This window comes from Chromobacterium sp. CCUG 30098, assembly GCF_059916605.1.
This window is the reverse complement of the sequence record NZ_JAUCGS010000001.1, coordinates 74,046-89,465: the sequence shown is the minus strand read 5'-3', so window position 1 is coordinate 89,465 and position 15,420 is coordinate 74,046. Positions and strand designations below refer to the sequence as shown.

Annotated in this window: 18 protein-coding genes; 9 read left to right on the top strand and 9 right to left on the bottom strand. The window is 64.7% G+C overall.

The genetic code is table 11. The annotated features are described in order from the left end of the window. Positions 1 to 64: 64 nt before the first annotated feature. From QUG03_RS00385 to QUG03_RS00370, 4 genes are all read right to left on the bottom strand, one after another. Positions 65 to 571, bottom strand: coding sequence for a GNAT family N-acetyltransferase (locus QUG03_RS00385; protein WP_107802081.1), 507 nt, complete (start codon positions 569 to 571; stop codon positions 65 to 67). After that, positions 568 to 1,560 carry a S66 family peptidase gene (locus QUG03_RS00380; protein ID WP_500819131.1) on the bottom strand — a complete coding sequence of 331 codons (993 nt, stop codon included), beginning with the start codon at positions 1,558 to 1,560 and terminating at the stop codon, positions 568 to 570. Before QUG03_RS00380 ends, QUG03_RS00385 begins: the two co-directional genes overlap by 4 nt. 25 nt (positions 1,561 to 1,585) lie before the next feature. Further along, complete coding sequence (locus tag QUG03_RS00375) at positions 1,586 to 2,017, bottom strand: GNAT family N-acetyltransferase (RefSeq protein WP_500819130.1); 432 nt, start codon at positions 2,015 to 2,017, stop codon at positions 1,586 to 1,588. Between the two features lie 84 nt (positions 2,018 to 2,101). Continuing rightward, on the bottom strand, positions 2,102 to 2,857 hold the full coding sequence (locus QUG03_RS00370; RefSeq protein ID WP_500819129.1) for a glycosyltransferase family 2 protein: 756 nt from the start codon (positions 2,855 to 2,857) through the stop codon (positions 2,102 to 2,104). Positions 2,858 to 3,368: 511 nt separating this feature from the next. Here QUG03_RS00370 and waaC point away from each other — a divergent pair. The 4 genes from waaC (at position 3,369) to QUG03_RS00350 (ending at position 7,409) form a co-directional block, all read left to right on the top strand. Next, positions 3,369 to 4,328 carry a lipopolysaccharide heptosyltransferase I gene (gene waaC, locus QUG03_RS00365; RefSeq protein WP_107802083.1) on the top strand — a complete coding sequence of 320 codons (960 nt, stop codon included), beginning with the start codon at positions 3,369 to 3,371 and terminating at the stop codon, positions 4,326 to 4,328. Next, positions 4,325 to 5,599 carry a lipid IV(A) 3-deoxy-D-manno-octulosonic acid transferase gene (gene waaA, locus QUG03_RS00360; RefSeq protein WP_500819128.1) on the top strand — a complete coding sequence of 425 codons (1,275 nt, stop codon included), beginning with the start codon at positions 4,325 to 4,327 and terminating at the stop codon, positions 5,597 to 5,599. The genes waaC and waaA overlap by 4 nt, the downstream gene beginning before the upstream one ends. Before the next feature lie 257 nt (positions 5,600 to 5,856). Beyond that, on the top strand, positions 5,857 to 6,459 hold the full coding sequence (locus tag QUG03_RS00355; protein ID WP_107801360.1) for a CBS domain-containing protein: 603 nt from the start codon (positions 5,857 to 5,859) through the stop codon (positions 6,457 to 6,459). A gap of 89 nt (positions 6,460 to 6,548) precedes the next feature. Next, positions 6,549 to 7,409, top strand: a complete 861-nt coding sequence (locus tag QUG03_RS00350) for a methylated-DNA--[protein]-cysteine S-methyltransferase (protein WP_305883556.1) — start codon at positions 6,549 to 6,551, stop codon at positions 7,407 to 7,409. Here the strand turns inward: QUG03_RS00350 and QUG03_RS00345 are convergent. Further along, positions 7,406 to 8,260 (bottom strand): LysR family transcriptional regulator, encoded by an 855-nt coding sequence (locus QUG03_RS00345; RefSeq protein ID WP_488905212.1) that lies wholly within the window; start codon positions 8,258 to 8,260, stop codon positions 7,406 to 7,408. The two genes, QUG03_RS00350 and QUG03_RS00345, sit on opposite strands and share 4 nt — an antisense overlap. A gap of 82 nt (positions 8,261 to 8,342) precedes the next feature. Here QUG03_RS00345 and QUG03_RS00340 point away from each other — a divergent pair, with 82 nt between their 5' ends. Then, positions 8,343 to 8,777 (top strand): EamA family transporter, encoded by a 435-nt coding sequence (locus tag QUG03_RS00340; protein WP_227105935.1) that lies wholly within the window; start codon positions 8,343 to 8,345, stop codon positions 8,775 to 8,777. Between the two features lie 38 nt (positions 8,778 to 8,815). Here the strand turns inward: QUG03_RS00340 and QUG03_RS00335 are convergent, their stop codons facing one another. Next, complete coding sequence (locus QUG03_RS00335; RefSeq protein WP_107801364.1) at positions 8,816 to 10,120, bottom strand: ATP-binding protein; 1,305 nt, start codon at positions 10,118 to 10,120, stop codon at positions 8,816 to 8,818. Positions 10,121 to 10,123: 3 nt separating this feature from the next. Next, positions 10,124 to 10,849, bottom strand: a complete 726-nt coding sequence (gene ompR / locus QUG03_RS00330; RefSeq protein ID WP_043636475.1) for an osmolarity response regulator transcription factor OmpR — start codon at positions 10,847 to 10,849, stop codon at positions 10,124 to 10,126. Between the two features lie 391 nt (positions 10,850 to 11,240). Here ompR and QUG03_RS00325 point away from each other — a divergent pair, with 391 nt between their 5' ends. Both QUG03_RS00325 and QUG03_RS00320 read left to right on the top strand, forming a co-directional pair. Beyond that, the gene (locus QUG03_RS00325) at positions 11,241 to 11,492 is read left to right on the top strand and encodes a hypothetical protein (protein WP_500819127.1); all 252 of its coding nucleotides are present in this window, start codon (positions 11,241 to 11,243) and stop codon (positions 11,490 to 11,492) included. A gap of 327 nt (positions 11,493 to 11,819) precedes the next feature. Beyond that, positions 11,820 to 12,290: a hypothetical protein gene (locus QUG03_RS00320; protein WP_146176767.1), complete on the top strand. Its 471-nt coding sequence runs from the start codon at positions 11,820 to 11,822 to the stop codon at positions 12,288 to 12,290. 6 nt (positions 12,291 to 12,296) lie between these two features. Here the strand turns inward: QUG03_RS00320 and QUG03_RS00315 are convergent, their stop codons facing one another. Next, positions 12,297 to 13,211 carry a transporter substrate-binding domain-containing protein gene (locus tag QUG03_RS00315; RefSeq protein ID WP_474455121.1) on the bottom strand — a complete coding sequence of 305 codons (915 nt, stop codon included), beginning with the start codon at positions 13,209 to 13,211 and terminating at the stop codon, positions 12,297 to 12,299. Between the two features lie 237 nt (positions 13,212 to 13,448). Between QUG03_RS00315 and alr the strand changes: the two genes are divergently transcribed. Then, positions 13,449 to 14,678 carry an alanine racemase gene (gene alr, locus QUG03_RS00310; protein WP_500819126.1) on the top strand — a complete coding sequence of 410 codons (1,230 nt, stop codon included), beginning with the start codon at positions 13,449 to 13,451 and terminating at the stop codon, positions 14,676 to 14,678. Between the two features lie 152 nt (positions 14,679 to 14,830). Then, positions 14,831 to 15,124 carry a hypothetical protein gene (locus QUG03_RS00305; protein ID WP_107802085.1) on the top strand — a complete coding sequence of 98 codons (294 nt, stop codon included), beginning with the start codon at positions 14,831 to 14,833 and terminating at the stop codon, positions 15,122 to 15,124. A gap of 67 nt (positions 15,125 to 15,191) precedes the next feature. Here QUG03_RS00305 and QUG03_RS00300 read toward each other — a convergent pair whose 3' ends face one another. Beyond that, on the bottom strand, positions 15,192 to 15,407 hold the full coding sequence (locus QUG03_RS00300; RefSeq protein ID WP_107801369.1) for an HP1242/YdcH family protein: 216 nt from the start codon (positions 15,405 to 15,407) through the stop codon (positions 15,192 to 15,194). Between the last annotated feature and the right edge of the window lie 13 nt (positions 15,408 to 15,420).

Genomic DNA, 15,420 nt, shown 5'->3' with positions numbered 1-15,420 from the left:
CATTCTTAAGCGGTTTTCAACGCCTCCTGCTTAAAGTCCCGCCGCAGCGCCGCAGACCAAGCGTTCAGCCCAGCAAGCGCCCGCACACCGTGCTGCGACGGCTGCCGCCGGCGCGGCGTTCCCAATCGTCGAAGCTGGCCAGTTCGACGAAACCCGCCTTGCGCATCATGCCGCCGGACGCGGCGTTTTCCTCGTGGCGGTCCGCCGTCACCCAGCGCGCGCCGCGCGCGGCCAGATCCTCGCAAGCCTGTCGCAACAACAAGCTGCCCAGGCCCTGCCCGGCCTGATCGCGCCGCACCACCGCCTCCATGATGTAGCCGGCGGCGTCCGCCGCCACCTCGGCCGGCCGGTGTTGGGGAAAAGCATCGTGCAGCCGATACAGGATGGCGGCCCCCAGCAGGCCGTCTCGCTCGAACAAGGCCGCCCAGGCTTCGCCGGCAGCCACCTGGCGCAAACTCCGCTCCACCCCGTCCGCCGGCAGCCAGTTCCACGGATTGGGTCCGTGCTCCGTGATCAGCGTCCGCAACGCGTCCACATCCCCCGCCCCGGCCAAACGATATTGCCAACTCATGCGCATCCTTTCGCAAAACGCAGCGTAGCCTGGCCCGCGTCTACTTCCAGTTCGGCCCAGGCGCCGTTCATCAATGTCCATTGCGGCGGCACATGGCCGATATCGGCGTCCACCGCCACCGGATACGGCAGTCCGTCCAAAGCCGTTTCCACGGCCTGGCTGTAGCTCAAGGCGTTCGCGTCCGCGGCGTCCGGCCCGCCGCTGCGGCCCAACACCAGCCCGCTCAAGCCGTCCAGCGCGCCGGACAGGCGCAGGCCCAGCAGCGCGCGCAGCAACTCGCAAGGCCTCAGCTCGCAGTTTTCCAGGTAAAGCAGCGCGGGTTCCCGTTTGAACGCGCGCAAATCGAAATAAGGGCTGCCCTGCAGCCGGCTCAGCGTATCCAGGCAGCCGCCTATCAGCCGGCCGGCCATGCGGGCCCTTTGCGCGCCCAACACGCGCAGCGTGGACGGATAAGACTCTCCCGGAGAGTCCCAGCGCCAAAACGCCTTGTAATGGCCTTGCTGAGGCGGCAAACCGTGGCGCAAGACGTGCAGCAGCGCCGAATTCTCTTCCATCCGCTGCGGATTGCCCAGATCGAAGAGGTTCGGCCCGTGCAAGGTCGCCCACCCCGCCAACAGGGTCAGCGGCGTCAGCACGGTGGAAATATCGGAAAACCCGGCCAGCCATTTGGGCGGCAAACGCGCCAAGGCGGCGAAATCGATGCCGGCCAGCAATTCCATCGCCCTTTCGCCGCCCCAGGGCGGCAGGATGGCGCGAATCTCCGGATCGAAAAGAAAATGGTTGAGCTCCGCCAGACGTTGGGCGGCCGGCGCGCTGGCGTCCTGGGATTCGCCGCGCAGGCAAGCCCCCTCCACCACTTGCCAGCCCTGATCGCGCAGACATTGCAGCGCGCGATCCAGTTGTCCGTGCAAGACCGGAGGCACGCCGGAGGAAAAAGCGGTGACGGCGATGCGGTCGCCTGGCTTCAAGGGCGCGGGAAAAGCCGTCATCGGCGATTGCTCCTGTGGATAAACATCAAGGCAGGACGGCTTCCTCGCTCAAATCCCGCGCAAAGCTATGGCTGGTCTTCAGTTGCCGATAACCAAGATGACGATAGAAGGCATGGGCTTCGACGCGATGAACGCTGGAGCGCAGGCGGATGTGCCGATAACCGAGTTGCCGCGCCCAGGCTTCGCAAGCGCTGAGCAAACGCCGTCCCAAACCCTGGCCCTGACAAGCCGGGCTGACCACGATGCCGACAATCTCTATCGCCGACGGCGCTTGCAGCAGGTGCACGCCGCGGCAATGCGCCCAAGCAAGCACGACGCCGTCTCTTTCGGCCACCCAAACCTGGTTGTCCGGCAGTGTCGTCAACCTGGCGAAACGCTCGCTGATGTCCGCTTCCGTCGCTTCATAGCCCAGATCCAGGCATAGCCGCGTCGCGGCGGCGGCATCCGCCGCCCGCATTGTCCTGATCTCCACCATCTGTCTTCGCCTAGTTGCTCAAGGAAATGACATTGTCAGCATAAGGAGGGATAACCGGCAAGCCGGTTATTTGTTCTTCAGCCGTCGCAGTTCGATCAATTTGGCGTATTTGATGTAGCTGTTGAAGCAACCGATGCTGATGTGGACCAAACCGGGGACGCCGTCGAGAAAACCGCGGCGAAAAAAATAGAACTTCACGAAGCGCAGCAGCGGGCTGAGGATAAGTTTGGCGATACCCACACGTTTTCCCCTTTGCAACAGCTGTTCCGCCTGCAAGCTGGTATAGCGGTTCTGCTTGCTCAGATACAGCGCGATGTCTTCGCCGGATTCGTGCATCAGCTCGTGACACAGCTTATGCACAGGGCCGTCGGCGATCACATACTCGTGAACCAGATCGTCGGACCAACGCGCGTGAGCGCGATGGAACAAGCGCAAGGACCAGTCCGGATAGCCTTCTCCGTGTTTCAGAAAACGACCCATGAAACGGTTGCAACGCGGGAACTGGTAGGCCGCGGCCTGTGGATTGTCCAGCAGTTCTTTGATTTCATTGACTAAATTTTCCGACAACCACTCGTCGGCATCCAGGCACAGCACCCAGTCGTGGCTGGCCGCCCTTACAGCCAATTGTTTCTGAGGACCGAATCCCAGCCAGCCTTGGTGGATAACTTTTGCCTTATAGGCGGAAGCTATCGCCAATGTCCTGTCAGTGCTGCCTGAATCCACAAGCACGATTTCATCGGCGAAGCCCACGCTGTCCAGGCATTTTTCCAGCGAGGTTTCCGCATTCTTGGTGATTAGCACCACGCTAATTCGCGCACGCATCTTGTTATATGTTTTCCCATATGTAATTTGAAGAAACTGGTAGAAGGCGTCCCATTTCTGTGGATAACCCTGTTTTTTTCATTGTTTTCATCATGTTGTACAAGCTGAAATCTTGTTGTTCACCCTGCGTTTTGTAGACGGAAGACTTGTGGATAAATCTGAGAGAACGGTGAAGTCCCTGCTTGTCCACAGCTCCGATCCCCTTTGTTCCCACCTGCTTGTGCATGGCGTGAATTTGCCTGCCTAGCTGCTACAGCCACCGATAACTCTTTAACGCAATTTTATATTGATGAAACTGATATAGTCGGCCATTGCTGTGGATAAGCGACAAAAACTTCAAAGGGTTCAGTTACTTGTCCTGTTGATGGGCTTTGGATAGTTTAGGTGCGCTGCGGCATTGCAAATTGTGGATAAATTCGCGCTCAGTTGTCCACAGCGCTTTATCCACAATTGAACTGCAGGGATTTTACTTGGTTAACCACAGCCATGCTCGGGTACAATGCGCGCCATGATGAATGTGCTGATTGTGCGCACCTCGTCGATGGGCGACCTTATCCACACCTGGCCCGCCATTTCCGAGTTGAAAGCGCATTACCCGAATTTCCGCATCAGTTGGCTGGCCGAAGAGGCTTTCGCCGACATTGCCCGTTTGCATCCGGCGGTGGACAGGGTGATCGCCTTGAATGGGCGGCGCTGGCGCAAACGCTGGTGGCTGCCCTCCACCTGGCGCGAGATCCGGGCTTTGCGCAAAGAACTACGCGACACGCCCTGGGAATTGGTGGTGGACAGCCAGGGCCTGTTGAAAAGCGCCTTGCCGGCCCGCTGGGCCAAGGCGCCGCTGACCGGTTACGACTGGGGCAGCGCGCGCGAGTCTCTGGCCAGCTGTTTTTACGATAAGCGCCACAAGGTGGACTGGAGCTTGTCGGCGATAGAACGCAACCGGCTCTTGTTCGCGCGGGTGTTCGGTTATCAGCCGCAGGGCGAGCCCCGTTTCGGGGTGCCGGCCGGCGAACGGCCCGCCTGGGTGCTGTCCGGCCGCTACGCGGTATTGCTGCACGCCACCAGCAAGGCGTCCAAGGAGTGGCCGGAAGGCCATTGGGTGGAACTGGGCAAACGCCTGTCCATGCAGCATGATCTGGTGATGGTGCTGCCCTGGGGCAATGAACGCGAACGCGAGCGCGCCGAAAGGCTGGCCGCGCGGATGCCGGCCGCGGTGGTGGCGCCCAAGATGGGCCTGATCGAGGCCGCCGGCCTGCTGGGCCACGCCAACGCGGTGGTGGGCGTGGACACTGGGCTGACTCATCTGGCCAATGCCTTGAACGTGCCCTTGGCGGCGATTTACACCGATACCGATCCGGCCGCCACCGGCGTGGTGGAAACGCCGTGGGCCACCAATTTGGGCGGCATAGGGCTGTGCCCGTCGGTGGACGAGGCGCTGCAAGCCTTGTTCGCGCGCAAGGACTGGACATGAACTGGCAACGCAGACTGTATTCCTGGGCCTGGCTGCTGGCCACGCCGCTGGTGCGGCACTATCTGAAGAAGCGGGCGCGCAAGGCGCCGGCTTATCTGGAACACTGGGACGAGCGTTTCGGCAGTCAATTGCGGCCGCGCGCAGAGGGCGCGATCTGGATCCACGCGGTGTCGGTGGGCGAAACCCGCGCCGCTCAGCCCTTGGTGGCGGCGCTGCGCGAAGCCTGGCCGGACGCGCCGCTGCTGATGACGCAGATGACGCCCACCGGGCGGGCCACCGCCTTGCAGCTGTATCCCGACGCCGAAGTGCGTTATCTGCCTTACGATTATCCGCAAGCCGCGCAAGCTTTTCTCGCCGCCTACCGGCCGCGCCTGGGCGTGTTGATGGAAACCGAGCTGTGGCCCAATCTGATTCACGCCGCGGCCGAGCAGCAGGTGCCCTTGTTCCTGGCCAATGCGCGCTTGTCTGAAAAATCGCTGAACGGCTATCTGAAAATCAGCGGTCTGATTTCGCCCGCGGTGGCGGCTTTGAGGGCCGTTGCCGCGCAAACGCCGGAAGATGGCGAACGTTTGCGTCAATTGGGCGCTAAATCCGTCGAAATCTGCGGCAACACCAAGTACGACATTCAGCCGCCGCCGGCGCAGCTGGCGCTGGCGGAAGCATTCAAGTCCAGGATAGGCCGACGCCGGGTCCTGGTCTGCGCCAGCACCCGCGACGGTGAAGAGGCTTTGATTCTGGATGCCTGGCGGGCTGCGGCCCAAGCGCTGGGCGACGCGCTGCTGGTGTTGGTGCCACGTCATCCGGAACGGTTCGGCGAAGCGGCCGCGCTGGCCGAGAGCCGCGGCATGAAAGTGCAGCGCCGCAGCGACGGCGCGCCGGTGGACGCCGCCACCCAGGTTTGGCTGGGCGACAGCATGGGCGAGGCCTTCGCCTATTTCGCCTGCGGCGACCTGGCCTTCGTCGGCGGCAGCCTGCTGCCCTTGGGCTGTCATAATCTGATCGAACCGGCCAGCGTGGGCGTGCCGGTGCTGTTCGGTCCCTCCATCTTCAATTTCAAGCAGGCGGCGGCGCTGGCGCTGGCCGCCGGCGCGGCGCGCCAGGTGGCCAATGCGGCGGACTTGATCGGCGCCGTCGTGGAACTGCTGGGCGATGAGCGCCGCCGTCAGGCGATGCGCGAGTCGGCGCTGGCCTTCAGCGGCGCCCATCGCGGCGCCAGCCAGCGCATGAGCGCCCTGTTTCGCCGCAAGCTGAGGGCCGAACGGGACGAATGACGGACCCGCGGCCGCGTTTGCGAAAAAATTAATCATTCGCCGGCTGATCTGCGCCGCGCCTTCTTCTACTCTTCAAACAAGAGCCGCGTCGCCGACGCGGTTCTCCCGAGGCCGCCGGCCCGGGAAGGACGTGCAAAATCCAGTCATGCCCCAGGCCGGTCCACGCCGTCGGAGAACTTCCGAGCGGACAGATCGAATATGACGGGCGCAAAGCGCCGCCGCATCGACTCCGCTGTCTAAGAAGACAAGGAGCTACCATGTTAGCCAACTACAGCGTGTTGCCCACGATGAGCCTGCCGTCCACCACCGACCTGGTGCGCCTGGATCAGCGCCCGCACCCGCCTATCACCCTGAACAGCCCGGCTCTGGACGTGATGACCGATTTGCGGCTGATCAATCCGGTGGGCATTCATCAGAACGCCAGCTTGCGCGAAGCGCACGACCGAATGATCAGCCACGGCATCCGGCTGCTGTTCGTCCACGATGGCGACGGACAGTTCGCCGGCCTGATCACCGCCACCGATCTGCTGGGCGAGCGGCCCATCCAGTGCATGAAGGAACACGGCAAGCACTATGCGGACATCGGCGTGGGAGATGTGATGACGCCGCGCAAGCAGCTGGAAGCCTTGAACCTGGGCGATATCGAGCACGCCAGCGTGGGCCATATGGTGGCGACGATGAAGCAGATGGGACGCCAGCACGCGCTGGTGGCGGAGTTCAACCCCGGCAGCGGCCATCACGAATTGTGCGGCCTGTTCTCCACCTCCCACATGGCCAGGCTGCTGGGCATGCCGCTTTCCTTCATCCGCGTGCCGCAGGCCCTGTCGGAAATTCAATATTCCTTGCTGCACGCGATATGAGGGGCGCGGCGCGCAAGTGGGCAAGAATCGGGTCGCCGCGGCGGCCCGATCTGCTTATGCTGGGGCTGTGATCGAATGGAGAGCAGACCATGCACGGCGAAATTCTCGAGGAAGACCGCGACTACGGCCGCATTCGCGACGCCATCCGCTATCTGGTGGCCAACGCCGAGCGCCAGCCGGAGCTGGCCGAGCTGGCTGGTGCGCTGCACCTGTCGGAATCGCGCTTGCAGCGCTTGTTCACCCGCTGGGCCGGCGTCAGCCCCAAGCGCTTTTTACAGCATCTGACCTGCGAGGCCGCCAAGGCCAGGCTGGGCGGACAGGCCTTGTTGCCGCTATCGCATGAACTGGGCTTGTCCGGCGGCGGGCGCTTGCACGATCTGTTCGTGACGCTGGAGGCGATGACCCCGGGCGAATACCGCAACGGCGGCGCCGGATTGGCGATCGAATGGAGCGTGGAAGCCAGCCGTTTCGGCCCGGTGCTGGTGGCGCGGACCGCGCGCGGCGTGTGCGCGGCGCAATTCGTCGCGGACGAGAAAGAGGCCGTGGCCTGGCTGAGCCGGCGCTGGCCCAAGGCCGCGTTGAGCCATGTTCCCGGCGGCGGCGCCGAGGTGGCCGCGGCCATGTTCGAGCCGTTGCGCGCCGAAGGCCAGGCGCCGCTGGCGCTGCGGGTGCAGGGCAGCAATTTCCAGATCCAGGTCTGGCGCGCGCTGCTGTCCATTCCCTACGGCGGCTTCGCCAGTTACGGCCAGATCGCCGCCGCGGTGGGGCGGCCGCGCGCCGCGCGGGCGGTAGGCAGCGCGGTGGGCGCCAATCCGGTGGCCTGGCTGATTCCCTGCCACCGGGTGATACGCGCCGAGGGCGCTTTGGGCGAATACCGCTGGGGCGCGGAACGCAAGGTGGAGTTGATAGGCTGGGAAGGCGCGGTGATGGCGGGCTTGCAGCCGGCCTAGACCGCGAACTGGCCCAGCGCGCGGAAGAACAGCCGGGACAGCAATTCCAGCCCGTCGTCGTCGCGCTGGCGGTAGAGCGCCAGCGGCACCGCCGGCAGCGGCGGCAGGCTGTGTTCCGGCAAGGGCCGCAGCTGCGCGGAGACGGCGTCGGGAAACAGGGCGCCCACGCCCAGGCCCGCTTCCAAGGCCGCTTGCACCGCCAGCTGACTGGTGCTTTCGAAGACGATGCGATAAGGCTGGTCAAGCTGGTGCAAGGCGCGCAGCATCGCGTCGCGCCAGCTGCAGGGCGCGGAGAACATCACCAAGGGCAGGACCTCCGCTTCCGGTTTCACGCCGTCGCGCGCCAACCATTGCAATGGGTATTCCAGCACCCAGCTCGGCGTCCGCTCCAGCCCGCACTGACGCGGGTTGGCGATCAGCAGATCCAGTTCTCCCTGGCGAAAAGCCGGGCTGAGTTCCCGTTCCAAGGCCACCCGCACTTCGAGCTGCCACTGCGGCTGGGTGGCGGCGAAGTCGGCCAGCACCTGCGGCAGATGACGGCTGATCACATCCTCGATCAGGCCCACCCGGCAACGCCGCGCGGCGGCGGGCGCGGCCGTCGGCTGCATCTGTTCGGTCAGGCTGACGATGCGTTCGGCGTAGGGCAGCAATTGCAGCCCCGCCGCGGTGAGGCTGACGCCGCGCGGAGAGCGTCGCAACAGGGTCTGGCCGCAGTGCTGTTCCAGTTTGCGCAGTTGCAGGCTCAAGGCCGGCTGCGTGCGCCCCAAGTCCGCCGCCGCGCGGTTGATGCTGCCGTGGCGCGCCACCGTGATCAGCGCGCGCAGCAAGCCGGTGTCCAAATCTCCAGTCATGATTTTTTCTTATAACAATGCCCTGATTTTTCAGTCTACCTATAAGCGGCGGGAAAGTTTAGCCTAGGGACGGATATTTCTCATGAGGCGTTCAAACATGTTCATCGCGGCTTTATTGCTGGCGGTCGCCGGCTCCGTCGTCTATCACCTGTCGATCAAGCAGGTGCCGGAGGCGGCGAATCCTTTCTTTTCATTGGCGGTCAGTTACGGCGTGGCCATGCTGGTGTGCGTGCTGGGGATGTGGTGGCTGCCCGGCGGCGGCCAGCGCGGGCTGGCCGCGCTGAACTGGAGCAGCCTGGGCGTGGCGGCGGGTATCGTCGGCATCGAACTGGGCTTTTTGCTGGCCTATCGCGCCGGCTGGCATGTCGGCTACGCGGCGCTCAGTTCCAATGTGCTGACCGCGCTGGTGTTGCTGCCGCTGGGCTATCTGCTGTTTCGCGAACAGCCGTCGCTGGGCAAGCTGGGCGGCATGGCCTTGAGCATGGGCGGGCTGTGGATGATGCTGCGCTTCCGCTGAGCGCCGCCCGGTAGACGGGCGACGCTCGGACCGCGTTATCAAGCGGCGTTCAGCGGCAGATGCACGGCCAGCTTGAAGCCGTCCGCCTGATCGCAGAACTCCAGCCGGCCGCGGTGTTGCTTGACCACGCGGCTGACGATGGCGAGGCCGAGGCCGCTGCCGCCGTCGGTGCCGCGGTGTTCGGCCAGCCGTTCGAACGGCGCCAGCGCGGTTTCGCGCAGCTCGGCCGGAATGCCCTTGCCGTGGTCCAGCACGCTGAGCACGGCGAAGCCGTTGTCTTGTTCGACGCAGACCTCCACCGGCGGCGCACCGTAGCGGCGCGCGTTTTCCAGCAGATTGGACAATAAGCGCTCCAGCGCCAGCCCGTCGCCTTGCAGCTCCGGCTCCGCCAACCGCTTCAGGCGCACGTCCATGCCCTCGCGGGCGAAGCGCGACACCACGCTGGCGGCGAGGTCGGCCAGCGCCACCGGCTCCAGCCGGGTGGTTTCCTCGGCGCGGGCGAAGTCGATGAACTGGCGGACGATCTGCGACAGCTCGTCGATGTCGGCCAGCATATCGTGCTGATCCGGGCTGTCCTGCTGCAGTTCCAGCGAGAGCTTGAGCCGGGTCAGCGGCGTGCGCAGATCGTGGGACAGGCCGGCCAGCATCAGCCGGCGCTCGCGCGCGGCGCTGTCCAGCGCTTGCGCCATCAGGTTGAAATTATGCGCCAGCACCTTCACCTCGCGCGGGCCGTCCTCCGGCACCGCGGCCGGCATGGTGCCGGCGGCCAGTTCCCGGCTGGCCAGCACCACGCGGCTGATCGGCCGCGTCACCCGCCAGGCGACGACGAAGGCCAGCAGGCTGGCGACGATGGAGGCCAGCAGCGCCGCCTGCATGATGGTGTTGATCGGGCGGTCGCTGTAGCGGCCGAAGGGCAGCACCAGCCAGTAGGCCTGGTCCAGCACGTGCACATTGACCCACAGCTCGCTGCGATCGTCGATCTGGGCGTGGCGCACTTCTATCGGCTCGTTGAGGCCGTGCGACAGCCGCTGCGCCAGGGTCTCGCCCAGGCGCGGCACGTAGTCGGTGAAATTGACGCCTTGATCGGCGTTGATCGGCAGCAGGCGCGGCAGGCCGGGCCGGTTGTAGCCGGCCAGGAATTCGGCGCGCTCGGTGTTGGTCATCGCCTCCATCGTGCCTTCCAGGAAGGCCAGGGTGTCCACCGTCTGCGAATACAGCTGCTTGTCCAGCAGTTTGTGGCGTTCGCCGGCGGCCATCCACAGGGTGACGAACTGGGTGGTCAGCACCACCAGCACCACCAGCACCGCCAGCCGGAAAAACAGCGAGCCGGTCAGCTTGCGCACCGCTTACTCCCGCGGCGTGCCGTCCGGCACGAACACATAGCCGTAGCCCCATACCGTCTGGATGAAGCGCAGCTGGCTGTCCCCGCTTTCCAGCGCCTTGCGCAACCGGGAGATATGCACGTCTATGCTGCGGTCCAGCGATTCGCCGTTGCCCTTGCCCAGCGCCATTTCCATCAATTGCTCGCGGGTCAGCGGCCGGCGCGGATGGCTGACCAGCACCGACAGCACCGCGAATTCCGCGCTGGTCAGCGTCACCGGCTGGCCGGCCTTGCGCAGTTCCCGCTGGCCCAGATTGAGCACGAATTCGCCGAAGCTCACTTCCTCGTCGGCGTCGTGGCGCGCGCCCAGCGCCGGCGTGGCGTGATGACGGCGCAGCACCGACTGGATGCGGGCGGTGAGCTCGCGCGGATTGAACGGTTTGGGCAGGTAGTCGTCGGCGCCCATTTCCAGGCCGAGGATGCGGTCGATGTCCTCGCCGCGCGCGGTGAGCATGATCACCGGAATGGTCTCGCCCTGGGCGCGCAGCCGGCGCACCACGGCCAGCCCGTCCTCGCCGGGCATCATCACGTCCAGCACCATCAGGTCCGGACGATTGCGCGCCAGCTTGCGGTCCAGGTCCTTGGAGTCCGGCAGGGCCTCCACCGCGTAGCCTTGCTGGCTCAGATAGCGGGTGAGCAGCTCGCGCAGCTTGGCGTCGTCGTCGACGACCAGTATCTTATTGTGTTCCATGCGATTTTTCCTCGGAGCGGTGTGTCAGCTTAGCGGCTGGCCCCGGGCTGCGGCAGCGCGCCTGATGAAGATATGTTAAGCCGGTTCCCGCGATCACACACCTTAACAAATCAGCGATTGTCGCTCATGTCTGCCTCATGCCGCGAGTCTAGGCTGCCTAATGAGGCGTTCCGGCGGTTTGGCCGCGGGGAGATGCCTTTGGCATCGGCGGCGCATGGTGTATGCTGTCCGCCCTCGCCGGCCCGGATCTTGGGACCGGACGCCCCTTTTCCAGCCCCTTCGACAGGATAAAAAAGCTTTCATGACGCGGTTGCCGATTCTTCTCATCTTTGCCTTGCTGCAAGCGCTCGCCGGCGCGCCGGCCCTGGCGCGAGGGAAGGAGCGCGGGCCCATGCCGCCGGACCTGGAGCCGGCGCCGGGCCGCCGCTGCCAGGCGCAGCCGGATCCGGACTGCAAGGAATTGCGCCGCCTGCGCAATTTGCGCCTGCGCGAAGCGGTGCAGGATGGCGATCTGCCGCCGGAGCTGATGCATCGCGCGCCGCCGCCGTACTGGCGGATGAACCCGGACGGCGCCGCGCCGCCGCCGCCGGATCGCGTCAAGCCTCATTTCTGGCGCGACCGCCGCAAACATGGCTCGGAGTGAGTCTCCGACGCGTCAAGCCCGGCTGGCGAAGCGGGATTTCTATTGATAAGCTTTGAATAGAGTACGCCAGCCTTTTCATTCCAATTCCAATTCTCATTTGCCGGAACGGTTTGCGGAGCAAAACGATTTCGCCGGCATGAGCCGGGCTGGCCGTCCGTCGCGCCGTTAGCGCGCAGCGTCGTTTTCGCCCAATAAAAGCGGTTCACGCTCTCGCGAGCGACAAGGCGTTGCGGCTGAGAAAGCGAGCAGTACACGCGGCGCATCAGCATTTCGACATTGAGCGGATCGTCAACAGATGTGCTTAGGCGGGCGTGGAGATAAGCGGTCATGCGCAAGGGGCATGCCTTGAAAAACAATAGGGGATACGGCGCGTTGCGGCGCGCCTGGGGATGGGGGCTGGTCTTGTGCTGGCTGGCGGACGCGGCGGCGGCGCAATGGGATTGCAGCCGCGCCACCGCGCCGCAGCGCTGCGAGCTGCACCGTCAGGGCACGATGGCCTGCAATGATTTGCCGGTCAACGGGCGGCACGCCTGCCTGGAATTTTACACGCCGGCCTTGAGCTGCCTGCGCGAGCGCGACGCCAAGCGTTGCGAAGCCTTGCGGGCGGCGCACAGCTCTTGCGACGGGCTGGAAGGCAAGGCGCGCCGCGTCTGCATCAACGAGCGGCTGCCGCCGCCGGATTGCGCGCGTTCGGCCAACCCCGCGCGCTGCCGCGCCCGCGCCGAGGCCGAGCTCAAGTGCGCGGACCGCGAGATCGCCCAACGGCTGTGCGTACGCCAGGCCTTGCAAGCGGAGTGAGCGCTTTTATTTGGCCGTGGTCGGATCGAACCACAGGCCGCGGTCGGCGAAGGGCGTGCTGGGCGGCAGGAAGGGATTGTCGATGCGGATCAGCCGCCGGTGCTTCAGGTCCAGCCGCTGGATCAGCCCGGCGTGGTATTTCTGGAACAGCCGCTGGTATTCGCCGTTGCGCATCATAAGCCGCATGCCCTGTTCCGCGCGTTGCGCCAGCTTCTGCCCTTCCGCGTCGCGGCCGAACCAGAAATAGGTGGGCAGCGGGTAGTACAGCAACAAAGACCGCTCCAGCGCGATATGCTTGTATTGCGGCTGGTAAACGCGAATCTCCTCCTCCACTTCCGCCACGCCGCGCGAGAACGCGTCGCCCAGCCCGCGTTCCAGCATGCGGAACAGGCCCTCGTAATTGGGGTCGGTCACCACGGTCAGCCCGGACTGTTTCAGGATGGCGTTGTCGCCCCAGCCGTCCCCCTGGATGACGCTGAAACGGCGCAAGTCCGCCAAACTCGTCACCGCGTCGAAATCCGCTTGCCGCGCGTCGCGGATCAGCAGCACGCGATAGCCGAGCAGGCCGCGGTCTATCGGAATCCGCACCGGCAGATAGCGGCGTTCGTAGTCGCGGTTGGTTTCGCGGATCACCACATTGAGCCGGCCGCGCGGATGGCCCAATTCCTGCAGCTGGCGGGCTTCGTTCATCCGAGGCGCGAAGCGCAGGCTGTAATCTCCCCAGCCCGCGCGGGTGGCGTCCAGCGCCGCGCGCAGAATCGCCCAATGGTAGTCGTAGCGCTCGTCGGCGGCGGTTTCCGGCGCGTGGCCGACGTAGATCATTCCGGCCGCCTGAACGGATGGGGACACGCTGCCGGCCAAGGCGATGAGGACGGCCAGCCAGCAGCCGGCCAGCCGGCGAAGGAATAGGGATTGCCGCATCGGAATAACCTCGAGATGGCGCGCGGAAGCTGCGCGCCGCCCCTTCATGATGGATAGCCGCGCCGCGCCGCGCAAGGGCCGCTCGCCGTTGCCGGGTTTGCGCGCGGTCAAGCGCTTATGCAAAACCAGGACTAGCAGTGAATATTCATATCGACATGAATATATCTGCCTCCTATCATCTCCCGGATGCCGGAACGGCCTTGTCGGCAAGCGGCATTCACACTCGGGGGACGATTTATGCAATTCAAGAAAACACTGCTGGCCTTGTCGCTGGGCCTGGCCCTGGCGCCCGCGCTGACCATGGCGGCGCCGCCGCTGACCGCGGCCAACAGCGGCTCCACCGCGGAAGCCGCGCGCGGCAACGCCTGGCTGGAAATCGACAAGGCGGCGCTGGATCACAATCTGGCCGAACTCAAGCGCCTGGTGGGCGCCGACACCAAGGTGTGCGCCATCTTGAAGGCCGACGCCTACGGCCACGGCATCGCCAACGTGATGCCGTCCATCATCGCCCAGGGCATTCCCTGCGTGGGCATCGCCAGCAATGAAGAGGCCCGCGTGGCCCGCGCCAGCGGCTATAAGGGCGTGGTGGCGCGCGTGCGCAGCGCCACGCAGGAAGAGATAGCGGACGGCCTGCAATACGATATGCAAGAGCTGGTGGGCAATCTGGAACTGGCGCGCCAGGCGTCCGCGCTGGCCAAGCGCCAGGGCAAGACGCTGCAAATCCATCTGGCCATCAACTCCGCCGGCATCAGCCGCAACGGCGTGGAACTGGCCAGCAAGCAAGGCCGCCGCGACGCGCTGGCCATGCTCAAGCTGCCCAATCTGCAAGTGGTGGGCATCATGACCCACTTCCCGGTGGAGGATAAGGCCGACGTGGAAAAAGGCCTGGTGGCCTTCAAGCAGGAAAGCGCCTGGCTGATCAAGGCGGGCGGCCTGGACCGCAGCAAGATCACCCTGCACTGCGCCAACAGCTTCGCCACGCTGGAAGTGCCGGAAGCGCGGCTGGACATGGTGCGTCCGGGCGGCGCCATCTTCGGCGACACCGTGCCCAGCCATACCGAATATCTGCGCGTGATGGCCTTCAAATCGCGCGTGGCGGCGGTGAACCGCTATCCGGCCGGCAACACCGTCGGCTACGACCGCACTTACACCCTGAAGCGCGAGTCCTTGCTGGCCAATATCCCGGTCGGCTATTCCGACGGCTATCGCCGCGCCTTCACCAATAAGGCGCATGTGCTGATCAACGGCCAGCGCGCGCCGGTGGTGGGCAAGGTGTCGATGAATACGCTGATGGTGGACGTGACCGAGATTCCGGGCGCCAAGATCGGCGACGAGGTGGTGTTGTTCGGCAAGCAGGGCAAGGGCGAAATCGGCGCCGCCGAGCTGGAGGACATCAACGGCGCCTTGCTGGCCGACCTGTACACGGTGTGGGGCAATTCCAACCCCAAATTGCTGGTGAACCGCTAGCGCCGGTTCAAGGCCGCGCGCGTTTTGAATAGGCGCTGAGCCTGGCCGCGCCGCCGCCGTTCGCGGCGGCGGCGTGTGAGTCTTCACAGTCTGCTGGCGAATTGCCCTGGTTTGGACTTAGATGAATCATGTTCACGCATCAGGAGTGCGCCATGCAGTTCGACGAAGTTCGCCCAGAGCATTTCACCACGCTGTCCCGCAACCCGTTTCCGCATATTCTGATCGACCGGGCCTTGCAGCAGATCGCCGGCGGCAGCGCCGATGGCTCGCAGTTCCGCAAGGACGTGCTGGCCGCGGCGGGCTGGAGCCATGGCGGGCTGACGCCGTTCGGCAAGTATCCGGCCGACGCCTGCGTGGCGTTCAACCGCATCCGCAAGGTTCTGGAAGTGACCCAGGAGCCTGGCGCGATTCTGGCGGAGCTGGAGAAGGACGCGCCCACGGTCTGAAGCCCGGCGCGCATCATGCAAAAGCCCGCCTGTCGGCGGGCTTTGTTCTTGCGCGCAGACGCCGGATTTAGCCGGCGGCCTTTCTCAGGATGATGTACAACTCATCCTTCAGCCGCAGTTTTTCCTTTTTCAGGGTTTCGATTTCGAAGTCGACGGAAGGCTCGATGCGCGCTTCCATATTCTTGATCTTCTGGTCCAGGTCGTTGTGTTTGTTGAACAGGCGGGTGAAGTGCTCGTCTTCGGTTTTCAGCTTGCTGATCAGTTCGCGGTATTCGGGAAACATGGGCGACTCCTTG

Coding starts and splice junctions, on each gene's coding strand:
- QUG03_RS00350 (WP_305883556.1), top strand. CDS start 6,549: ATGCACGGCGAAATTCTCGAGGAAGACCGCGACTACGGCCGCATTCGC.
- QUG03_RS00375 (WP_500819130.1), bottom strand. CDS start 2,017: ATGCGGGCGGCGGATGCCGCCGCCGCGACGCGGCTATGCCTGGATCTG.
- alr (WP_500819126.1), top strand. CDS start 13,449: ATGCAATTCAAGAAAACACTGCTGGCCTTGTCGCTGGGCCTGGCCCTG.
- QUG03_RS00300 (WP_107801369.1), bottom strand. CDS start 15,407: ATGTTTCCCGAATACCGCGAACTGATCAGCAAGCTGAAAACCGAAGAC.
- QUG03_RS00325 (WP_500819127.1), top strand. CDS start 11,241: ATGCCGCCGGACCTGGAGCCGGCGCCGGGCCGCCGCTGCCAGGCGCAG.
- QUG03_RS00355 (WP_107801360.1), top strand. CDS start 5,857: ATGTTAGCCAACTACAGCGTGTTGCCCACGATGAGCCTGCCGTCCACC.
- QUG03_RS00320 (WP_146176767.1), top strand. CDS start 11,820: ATGCGCAAGGGGCATGCCTTGAAAAACAATAGGGGATACGGCGCGTTG.
- waaA (WP_500819128.1), top strand. CDS start 4,325: ATGAACTGGCAACGCAGACTGTATTCCTGGGCCTGGCTGCTGGCCACG.
- ompR (WP_043636475.1), bottom strand. CDS start 10,849: ATGGAACACAATAAGATACTGGTCGTCGACGACGACGCCAAGCTGCGC.
- QUG03_RS00305 (WP_107802085.1), top strand. CDS start 14,831: ATGCAGTTCGACGAAGTTCGCCCAGAGCATTTCACCACGCTGTCCCGC.
- QUG03_RS00315 (WP_474455121.1), bottom strand. CDS start 13,211: ATGCGGCAATCCCTATTCCTTCGCCGGCTGGCCGGCTGCTGGCTGGCC.
- QUG03_RS00340 (WP_227105935.1), top strand. CDS start 8,343: ATGAGGCGTTCAAACATGTTCATCGCGGCTTTATTGCTGGCGGTCGCC.
- QUG03_RS00345 (WP_488905212.1), bottom strand. CDS start 8,260: ATGACTGGAGATTTGGACACCGGCTTGCTGCGCGCGCTGATCACGGTG.
- QUG03_RS00380 (WP_500819131.1), bottom strand. CDS start 1,560: ATGACGGCTTTTCCCGCGCCCTTGAAGCCAGGCGACCGCATCGCCGTC.
- QUG03_RS00370 (WP_500819129.1), bottom strand. CDS start 2,857: ATGCGTGCGCGAATTAGCGTGGTGCTAATCACCAAGAATGCGGAAACC.
- waaC (WP_107802083.1), top strand. CDS start 3,369: ATGAATGTGCTGATTGTGCGCACCTCGTCGATGGGCGACCTTATCCAC.
- QUG03_RS00385 (WP_107802081.1), bottom strand. CDS start 571: ATGAGTTGGCAATATCGTTTGGCCGGGGCGGGGGATGTGGACGCGTTG.